The organism is Pseudomonas sp. EU05-FHT14B02, from assembly GCF_058791055.1.
Map to the genome: position 1 here is coordinate 385,289 of NZ_JBYTDD010000002.1, position 8,239 is coordinate 393,527.

An 8,239-nucleotide genomic window follows, 5' to 3' on the forward strand; every position below is an offset into this window, starting at 1 on the left:
ATGCCTTCAACTGGAGCGCCCCATGACCCAGACTAATCTGCGCAACGGCCCTGATGCCAACGGCCTGTTTGGCGCGTTCGGCGGCCGCTACATTGCCGAAACCCTGATGCCGTTGATCCTCGACCTGGCCCGCGAATATGAGTTGGCCAAGGAAGATCCTGCATTCAAGGAAGAACTGGCCTACTTCCAGCGCGACTACGTCGGACGTCCAAGCCCGCTGTACTTCGCCGAGCGCCTGACCGAATTCTGCGGCGGCGCGAAGATCTACCTCAAGCGTGAAGAGCTGAACCACACCGGCGCGCACAAGATCAACAACTGCATCGGCCAGATCCTGCTGGCGCGGCGCATGGGCAAGAAGCGCATCATCGCCGAGACCGGCGCCGGCATGCACGGTGTGGCCACGGCCACTGTTGCTGCGCGTTTCGGTCTGGATTGCGTGATTTACATGGGCACCACTGACATCGAGCGTCAGCAGGCCAACGTGTTCCGCATGAAGCTGCTGGGTGCCGAAGTGATTCCGGTGGTAGCCGGTACCGGCACGCTGAAAGATGCGATGAACGAAGCCCTGCGTGACTGGGTGACCAACGTCGACAGCACCTTCTACCTGATCGGCACCGTGGCTGGTCCGCACCCTTACCCGGCGATGGTTCGCGACTTCCAGGCCGTGATCGGCAAGGAAACCCGCGAGCAGCTGCAAGCCCAGGAAGGTCGCCTGCCGGACAGCCTGGTGGCGTGCATCGGCGGTGGTTCCAACGCCATGGGCCTGTTCCACCCGTTCCTCGACGACAAGAGTGTCGAGATCATCGGCGTCGAAGCCGCCGGCTATGGCATCGAGACCGGCAAGCATGCGGCCAGCCTGAACGGCGGCGTACCCGGTGTGTTGCACGGCAACCGCACCTTCCTGCTGCAGGACGACGATGGCCAGATCATCGATGCCCACTCGATCTCCGCCGGCCTAGACTACCCGGGCATCGGCCCGGAACATGCCTGGTTGCATGACATCGGTCGCGTTCAGTACACCTCGGTGACCGACGACGAAGCCCTCGCTGCGTTCCACCAGTGCTGCCGCCTGGAAGGGATCATCCCTGCCCTGGAAAGCGCCCATGCCCTGGCTGAAGTATTCAAGCGCGCACCGACCTTGCCAAAGGATCACCTGATGGTGGTCAACCTGTCCGGCCGTGGCGATAAAGACATGCAGACCGTGATGCACCACATGGAACAATCCAAGCAGGAGAAACACTGATGAGCCGCCTGCAAACGCGTTTTGCCGAACTCAAGGAACAGAATCGCGCCGCTCTGGTGACCTTCGTGACCGCCGGTGACCCAGGCTATGACACGTCCCTGGCTATCCTCAAGGGCTTGCCGGCGGCTGGCGCCGATGTGATCGAGCTGGGCATGCCCTTCACCGATCCGATGGCTGACGGACCGGCAATCCAGCTCGCCAACATCCGTGCGTTGGGTGCCAAGCAGAATCTGGCGAAAACTCTGCAAATGGTTCGCGAGTTCCGCAAGGACAACAACGAAACGCCGCTGGTGCTGATGGGGTACTTCAACCCGATCCACATGTACGGCGTACCGCGCTTTATCGCCGAAGCCAAGGAGGCCGGCGTTGACGGCCTGATCGTGGTTGACCTGCCGCCGGAGCATAACGGCGAACTGTGCGACCCAGCACAGGCCGCGGGCCTGGACTTCATTCGCCTGACCACGCCAACCACCGACGATGTGCGTCTGCCGACCGTTCTCAACGGCAGCTCCGGCTTCGTCTACTACGTATCGGTGGCCGGTGTGACCGGCGCCGGCGCTGCCACGCTGGAACACGTCGAGGAAGCGGTCGCCCGTCTACGTCGCCATACTGACCTGCCGATCAGCATCGGTTTCGGTATCCGGACTCCGGAACAGGCGGCGTCTATCGCGCGTCTGGCCGACGGTGTTGTGGTGGGCTCGGCGTTGATCGATCACATCGCCAATGCATCCTCCCCGGAGCAAGCCGTGGATGGCGTACTGAGCCTGTGCTCAGCGTTGGCCGAAGGCGTGCGTAAGGCCCGCGTCAGCTGAAGGTAAAGTTCCTGATACAGAGGAATTAGAGCCGGGCAGCATAGGCTGAACAGCAAAAAGGGCTTCAGGACTGAGTTCTGAAGCCCTTTTTGCTATGTGTGGCTAAACGCTGTAAGTCTTTTGGGAGCGAGCTCGTTCCCACAGGTTGCGGTATCAAGGCAACTCTATCCCGCCTGATGCCTTGTGCAGTTTGCGCAGGTGTTCACCAATCTGCTTCACGTTGGCCTCGTTGGCGGCCATTTCGGCGGCGCGGCCCGGTTCAAGCAATGCCCTTACTTCCTTGTCCAGATCCCCGGACAGCGCCAGGAGCTGCTTCTGGCGCTGGCTGCTTTCCGATTCCAGATGCTCCCACTCGCTCGGTTGCGGCAGGCCATAACCCTTGGTGCCCAGCAGTTCTGCCGGCCGGCTGAGAAAGCCACTGTTGGCCAGAATGTCCTTGAGCGTCTCGTTGGCCTTGTCCATGCCGCCATTCTTTAGTTCTCGGGCGCCCAGATAGCGCTGCTTCACTTCATCCTGGGCCAGCAGCAACTGCTGACGGAAGCTGGCCTGTTCCAATAGCAGCAACGCCGCGCTCGTGCGCAAATCGGCCTGCTCGAACCATTGCCGACGCTCTGCCGCTTTCAATTCGAGCCAGTCTTCGACGGTTTCCTGTTTGATCGGCAAGTGCTTTTTCAGGATCTCGAACATCGCCTGATAACGCTCGCGGAAGGAGTCGAAACGATAACCCAGGCGCAAGGCTTCTCGTGGGTCGTCCAGCACACTGGCGTCCGCCAGTCCGCGGCCCTTCAGCACTTCGAGCAAACCGTTGGGCATGATGTTGTCGAGTCCCACCAATTGCGGGTTATTGGTGCCGCCACGCAGTAACTTCAGCTCTTCTACCGCGCAGTTGTTCGACAGGAAGAAGTAGTTGCCGTCGTAGCTCCAGTGCATCTCGGCGGCACGTCCGACCACGTCTTCAATCTCTCTGCGCGACAGGTTCAGAGGCACGGAGGCCAGGCTGCGCAATTCGGTCTTGGTGTATTCGTCGATGACCTGGGATAGCGGCAGGATAAACAGTCGCGACGGGTATTTACCGACCAGGCCATCCCAGCTCGACAGTTGCACGTCGCCGACGAAGGCGCGGTAAGACAGCACCAGATGCTGGTCCAGATCCAATCGGCAATCCGGTCCGCGTGGTCGGCCTGGCGCGCAGATCACCAGGCGCAACATGCTGTGACCCCAGCGGCTGAACAGGTTCTGGTTGGCCTCGGCCAGCAGATAGTCAATGGCATAGACTCGCTCCGGATCGACCTGGCCCAAAGGTGTCTTGGCGAAGTCGCTGCCGGCATTGAGGAACGCGAAGGTCTTGCTACAGGTGTCTTTGGCGGCAGGCGCCCAGCCGAAATGTTCCTGGTAGTAGCGATACAGCGAGGGACGGCGGCAGGCGTAGCTCGGGTCGAGGAGGAAATACTCTATGTTGACCGCGACGAACTCCTTTGGACTGCTGGTCTCGTAGATGTCCGGGCTGCGGGCAATCTGGCGATTGTGCTGTTCGCGTTCACCGCGACGGCCTACATATTGCTGCCAGCCAGCGAGGTCGAGCAGACGCGGATCGTCACTGAGGGTAAAACGCCGATCGGACTGGCCCCGGCATTGGTCGGGAATGCCAACCAGCCCTGAGCTGTTGTTGCGCTGGGTGCAGCGCTGAATCAGCTTGCGTTCGGCATCCGACCACAGGCGCGAGCGATCGTAGATGTGCGTCAGCTCGTGCACCACCGTGGCCAGCATTTCCCGGCGCACGGTGCCATGGGGGCGATGGGTTTTCTTGGTCGCGGCGCTGCCATCGGTGAGGCTGGCCAGCAAGTTGCGGTTCAGATCGAGTTCGGACACCAGTGACGCCTGACCGTAGGCGTTGGCCGGCATGTCATCCGTCCAGTCGACGTCGATGCGTCGATCGAGTTGCTCGATAAAGCGTGGCGGCAGTGCCTGCATGGCTTCATCGAGCAACGCCTGGCTGGCTTGCTGTTGCGCGGGAGTCAGACCTTCGGTCTTGAGCTGTAATTGAAGGCCAGCGTGGGCCATGTTGCCGAGCAGCAACATGGCCCCGGCCAGCAGCCAGGCACCTTGGCGCTTCACAGTGCGAGGATGGCTTCGGCGAGATCCTGGTCACTGGCGTCACGAGCTTCCGGCACACGGGTACGCAGTAAATCGAAGGCGGATTCCAGGTGAGCGCCACGAATGTCGCCATTGCTGGCAACGAAACTGGCGGCATCGTCCTGAGCTTCGCGCACAATTTTCGAATCGCGAATGGACGTGGTGGTGTCGGAGGTGAAATCGAGGGTGCGCTGGGTAGCACGGATCAGAATATTACTGGTGGCAACCAGAGTATGTGCCTGGGCCACATCGGCCAACAGCAGCAGACCTAAGGTGGCAGCAATCAGCGGGTTACGCATGGAATGACTCCAGAAAAAACAGGGATAACTATTGGACGAGAATTGCTTGTGCCAGTTCAAGGTCGTTGGCATGAAGTTTTGCCTGGGTTCGACGCAGATACCGCAACGCCGCCTCCAGTCGTGAGCCTCTCAGTTGGCCGTCACTGGCAATGAATGCCGCGGCGTCATCATGGGCAGCGGGCAGCAGTTTATGGTCGAAGGGGGCAGAGGTCACCAAACTTGTGGCGTAACCGCTGGCGACGATGCCTTGGGTGGACAGGTTGAAGGCGTCATAGGCGTGGGCCGATCCGCAGTAACCAAGGGTAAGAAAGGCTGGAGCGATCAAGAAACTTGAAGGAAAACGCATGAGACTCGACAGTTGAAAGTGAGTCCCAAGGCTAGCGCAAGGCCCGCCCTAGAGCCAGCGCCGAAACATTGGGGCACGTCGGGCGTGCCCCATGCCTTGTGCAGTTGTTTAGATCGTCAGGATTGCCTGCGCCAGTTGTGCGTCGGTTGCGTTCAGCTGTGGCGCCTGGCGGTGAATGTGGTCGATGGCGCTTTCCAGTTTCACTCCGCGAATGGAACCTTCGCTGGCGACGAAGCTGGCAGCGTCATCACGGGCCGCGAGGACGATCTTGTCATCCTTGAAGGACGACGATATGACGTCGGAGGTCGCATCGGATGTGGCTTTGAGCGCGTTAACTACAGCGTCGGTGGTCACGATGAAGCTGGTTGCGCTGGCATTGGCTGCCACGGCAAACAGGGCTGCAGCGCTGAGCAGGCGGAGACGGGACATGGGTAACTCCTTTTGGTAAACCAGTTGAAAAATGGCGCAGTGTCTGCAAAGTCAGACGCCAGGCGCTTGGCGCTCGCCACGTTCTGACTTGATATTAGGCCTGAGTGTGTCAGTTCGAACAGCCCGTCATGCAAACAGGTAGTCAGCGCCAGAACGGTTTATCCAATTCATTGATGCGCTCAGCGTGGCTGATGCCGAGATCCGATAGCTGACGATCATCGAGTTGAGCCAGTAAACGTCGTGTTCTCGCCCTTTCCAGGCTAGCGAAGAATCCAGTCAGCAGATCTCTGACCCGGTGCAAGAAAGGTCTTGATCGAATTGATGGGGTCGAAACATCCTGTAAAGAACTCATGGCGCGTTCCCTGTCCTGATAAGTGGAGGCTCCATGCTGACACCGGTCGAATATCCATTGCAGACACACTGCGACGATATTGTACTCATCCAGTTTGTAGTTTTTGCAAACTGTACTGGTGCTCAGGGTTCCCTACTGTAAAAGTGGATTTGACAGGCCAAAACGACAAAACCCGTCGTGGCTTCCCACGACGGGTTTTGTTTTTTCAATTCGGGTTGCTGGCGGTGGACCTTCAGGTCGTCGCCAGCGACGCTAACTTAGCGCCAGAACGGCTTGCTCAGCTCTTCGTAGCGTTGTGCTTCGCTAATCCCGGCATCAGCCAGCAGACGCGAATCCAGACGAGCCAATTGATGGCGGCTGGTGATGCGGCGCTGCCACAGCATCAAGTTGGCGATAACGCGCAGAGGCAGGGAAGCCTGGGTTTTTGCAGCGGTGTCTTCGAAGAACAGTTCGGAACTGAGTGTACGTTCCATGGTTTTCATCCTTCCGCTTATGGCGGGATTAGGTAGTGGCTTAACTGGTGCCCATGATCCTCTCGTTTGCCTAGTCTCTGTAGATACAGTTCACCTGTATTGTGCGAGCTCAGTTAACTGTTTATAGGGGGTGTACTGGTCGAATTTGAGGTAACTGTACCTGTCTGCACTGTTAAGGTGCAAAATTGCTATTTTGACTTGACGAGGTAGGAATTTTCCTTAGGAAATGACCGGTACAGTAGTACAGTTTTTTCCATAATGTGAAGCAGCAAGAGCAAGCTGACGAAACTGTGTTTGCGCCAGCTGCTATCTGTACCAATTACTTATTCAGCATTTGCCCGGTTTCTTCCAGGTTGATGTGCCAGCTCAGGGCATCACGCAGGATGTGCGGGGTGTGCCCGCCGATGGCGCACGCGGTGGTGAAGTAATCATTCAGCGCTTGGCGGTAATCCGGGTGCACGCACTTGTCGATGATGACCCGGGCACGTTCCCGAGGCGCCAGGCCTCGCAAGTCTGCCAGGCCCACTTCGGTCACGAGGATGTCGACGTCATGTTCGGTGTGGTCAACATGGCTGACCATCGGCACCACGCTGGAGATCGCACCGTCCTTGGCGATCGACTTGGTCACGAACACGGACAGATGCGCGTTGCGCGCGAAGTCGCCCGAGCCGCCGATGCCGTTCATCATCCGCGTGCCGCAGACGTGAGTGGAGTTGACGTTGCCATAGATGTCGAACTCCAGTGCCGTGTTGATGCCGATGATGCCAAGGCGGCGCACGACTTCAGGGTGGTTGGAGATCTCCTGCGGACGCAGAACCAGTTTGTCCTTGTAGCGCTCCAGATTGCCGAACACGTCGGCATTGCGCCGGCTCGACAGGGTGATCGAACTGCCCGAGGCAAAACTCAGCTTGCCCGCGTCGATCAGGTCGAAGGTCGAGTCCTGCAGCACCTCGGAATACATTGTCAGGTCTTCGAACGGCGAGTCGATCAGGCCACACATCACCGAGTTGGCGATGGTGCCGATACCGGCTTGTAGCGGGCCGAGCTTGTTGGTCATGCGCCCGGCTGCCACTTCCTGTTTGAAGAAGTCGATCAGGTGGTCGGCAATGGCTTGGGTCTCGACGTCCGGCGCCAGCACAGTGGAGGGCGAGTCAGCCTGGTTGGTGACTACGATGGCGACGATTTTTTCCGGTGGAATCGGGATGGCGGTGCTGCCAATGCGATCATCGACCTTGACCAGCGGAATCGGTGTACGGGTCGGACGGTAGGTCGGAATGTAGATGTCGTGCAGGCCTTCGAGATTCGGGTTGTGCGCCATGTTGATTTCGACGATCACGTGCTTGGCGAAAATCGCGAAGCTGGCCGAGTTGCCGACCGAGGTGGTTGGCACGATATGCCCTTGCTCGGTGATCGCCACGGCTTCAATCACGGCAATGTCCGGCAGCTTCAATTGCTGGTTGCGCAATTGCTCCACGGTTTCCGACAAGTGCTGGTCGATGAACATGACTTCGCCGGCATTGATCGCCTTGCGCAGAGTGCTGTCGACCTGAAACGGCATGCGTCGCGACAATACACCGGCTTCGGTCAACTGCTTGTCGAGGTCGTTACCCAGGCTTGCGCCGGTCATCAGGCTGATCTTCAGCGGCGTGACCTTGGCACGCTCGGCCAGCGCCTGGGGCACGGCCTTGGCTTCGCCTGCGCGAGTAAAGCCACTCATGCCGACGGTCATGCCGTCCTCAATCAGAGCGGCAGCGTCGGCAGCGCTCATCACTTTGTCCAACAACGAAGGCAGGCGAATACGGTCACGGTACATGGATTGTTATCTCGGGCAACAGGTAGCAGGATGTGCAGTCTAGTGAATTGTGCCGGCTTCTGTCCCGCTACCAAGGTCGCAATCGAGGTGTCTATTCCGGGCATTTCAAGCAAAACACCGTTACCGGATCGGTAACAAAAGGATGGTTTGTCCGACGATTTGCGCAAACAAAAACGCCCCGACGAGTCGGGGCGTTCTGTGTGTCGCAGAGGGTTACTCGACGGCTTTAACCATGTCTTCGATGACCTTTTTAGCGTCGCCAAACACCATCATGGTCTTGTCCAGGTAGAACAGTTCGTTGTCCAGGCCGGCGTAGCCGCTGGCCATCGAGCGCTTGTT

At 58.8% G+C, this 8,239-nt stretch carries 10 protein-coding genes; 2 read left to right on the forward strand and 8 right to left on the reverse strand.

Annotation, left to right across the window (positions count from 1 at the left end):
• Positions 1 to 22: 22 nt before the first annotated feature.
• Entirely contained in the window at positions 23 to 1,243 is a 1,221-nt protein-coding gene (trpB, locus tag AC3WTM_RS03710; RefSeq protein WP_102669546.1) for a tryptophan synthase subunit beta, read from the forward strand.
• Positions 1,243 to 2,055, forward strand: coding sequence for a tryptophan synthase subunit alpha (trpA, locus tag AC3WTM_RS03715; protein ID WP_102669547.1), 813 nt, complete (start codon positions 1,243 to 1,245; stop codon positions 2,053 to 2,055). Before trpB ends, trpA begins: the two co-directional genes overlap by 1 nt.
• Before the next feature lie 153 nt (positions 2,056 to 2,208).
• Here trpA and AC3WTM_RS03720 read toward each other — a convergent pair whose 3' ends face one another.
• From AC3WTM_RS03720 to AC3WTM_RS03755, 8 genes are all read right to left on the reverse strand, one after another.
• Positions 2,209 to 4,170, reverse strand: a complete 1,962-nt coding sequence (locus tag AC3WTM_RS03720) for a DUF7844 domain-containing protein (RefSeq protein WP_102685544.1) — start codon at positions 4,168 to 4,170, stop codon at positions 2,209 to 2,211.
• Positions 4,167 to 4,487 (reverse strand): DUF2388 domain-containing protein, encoded by a 321-nt coding sequence (locus AC3WTM_RS03725; protein ID WP_057712574.1) that lies wholly within the window; start codon positions 4,485 to 4,487, stop codon positions 4,167 to 4,169. Before AC3WTM_RS03725 ends, AC3WTM_RS03720 begins: the two co-directional genes overlap by 4 nt.
• A 28-nt stretch (positions 4,488 to 4,515) precedes the next feature.
• Positions 4,516 to 4,833 carry a DUF2388 domain-containing protein gene (locus AC3WTM_RS03730; RefSeq protein ID WP_102669549.1) on the reverse strand — a complete coding sequence of 106 codons (318 nt, stop codon included), beginning with the start codon at positions 4,831 to 4,833 and terminating at the stop codon, positions 4,516 to 4,518.
• Between the two features lie 108 nt (positions 4,834 to 4,941).
• The gene (locus AC3WTM_RS03735; protein ID WP_057712572.1) at positions 4,942 to 5,262 is read right to left on the reverse strand and encodes a DUF2388 domain-containing protein; all 321 of its coding nucleotides are present in this window, start codon (positions 5,260 to 5,262) and stop codon (positions 4,942 to 4,944) included.
• 142 nt (positions 5,263 to 5,404) lie between these two features.
• A complete protein-coding gene (locus tag AC3WTM_RS03740; RefSeq protein WP_102669550.1) occupies positions 5,405 to 5,614 on the reverse strand; it encodes a DUF1127 domain-containing protein in 210 nt (69 codons plus the stop codon).
• A gap of 257 nt (positions 5,615 to 5,871) precedes the next feature.
• Entirely contained in the window at positions 5,872 to 6,087 is a 216-nt protein-coding gene (locus AC3WTM_RS03745; protein ID WP_008018491.1) for a DUF1127 domain-containing protein, read from the reverse strand.
• Between the two features lie 319 nt (positions 6,088 to 6,406).
• Positions 6,407 to 7,900, reverse strand: a complete 1,494-nt coding sequence (gene scpC, locus AC3WTM_RS03750; protein WP_102669551.1) for a succinyl-CoA:acetate CoA-transferase ScpC — start codon at positions 7,898 to 7,900, stop codon at positions 6,407 to 6,409.
• 213 nt (positions 7,901 to 8,113) lie between these two features.
• Positions 8,114 to 8,239, reverse strand: a 126-nt coding sequence (locus AC3WTM_RS03755) for an NAD(P)(+) transhydrogenase (Re/Si-specific) subunit beta (RefSeq protein WP_146023691.1), incomplete at its 5' end; no start/stop codon positions are given.

Coding starts and splice junctions, on each gene's coding strand:
- trpB (WP_102669546.1), top strand. CDS start 23: ATGACCCAGACTAATCTGCGCAACGGCCCTGATGCCAACGGCCTGTTT.
- trpA (WP_102669547.1), top strand. CDS start 1,243: ATGAGCCGCCTGCAAACGCGTTTTGCCGAACTCAAGGAACAGAATCGC.
- AC3WTM_RS03725 (WP_057712574.1), bottom strand. CDS start 4,487: ATGCGTAACCCGCTGATTGCTGCCACCTTAGGTCTGCTGCTGTTGGCC.
- AC3WTM_RS03730 (WP_102669549.1), bottom strand. CDS start 4,833: ATGCGTTTTCCTTCAAGTTTCTTGATCGCTCCAGCCTTTCTTACCCTT.
- AC3WTM_RS03735 (WP_057712572.1), bottom strand. CDS start 5,262: ATGTCCCGTCTCCGCCTGCTCAGCGCTGCAGCCCTGTTTGCCGTGGCA.
- AC3WTM_RS03740 (WP_102669550.1), bottom strand. CDS start 5,614: ATGAGTTCTTTACAGGATGTTTCGACCCCATCAATTCGATCAAGACCT.
- AC3WTM_RS03745 (WP_008018491.1), bottom strand. CDS start 6,087: ATGGAACGTACACTCAGTTCCGAACTGTTCTTCGAAGACACCGCTGCA.
- scpC (WP_102669551.1), bottom strand. CDS start 7,900: ATGTACCGTGACCGTATTCGCCTGCCTTCGTTGTTGGACAAAGTGATG.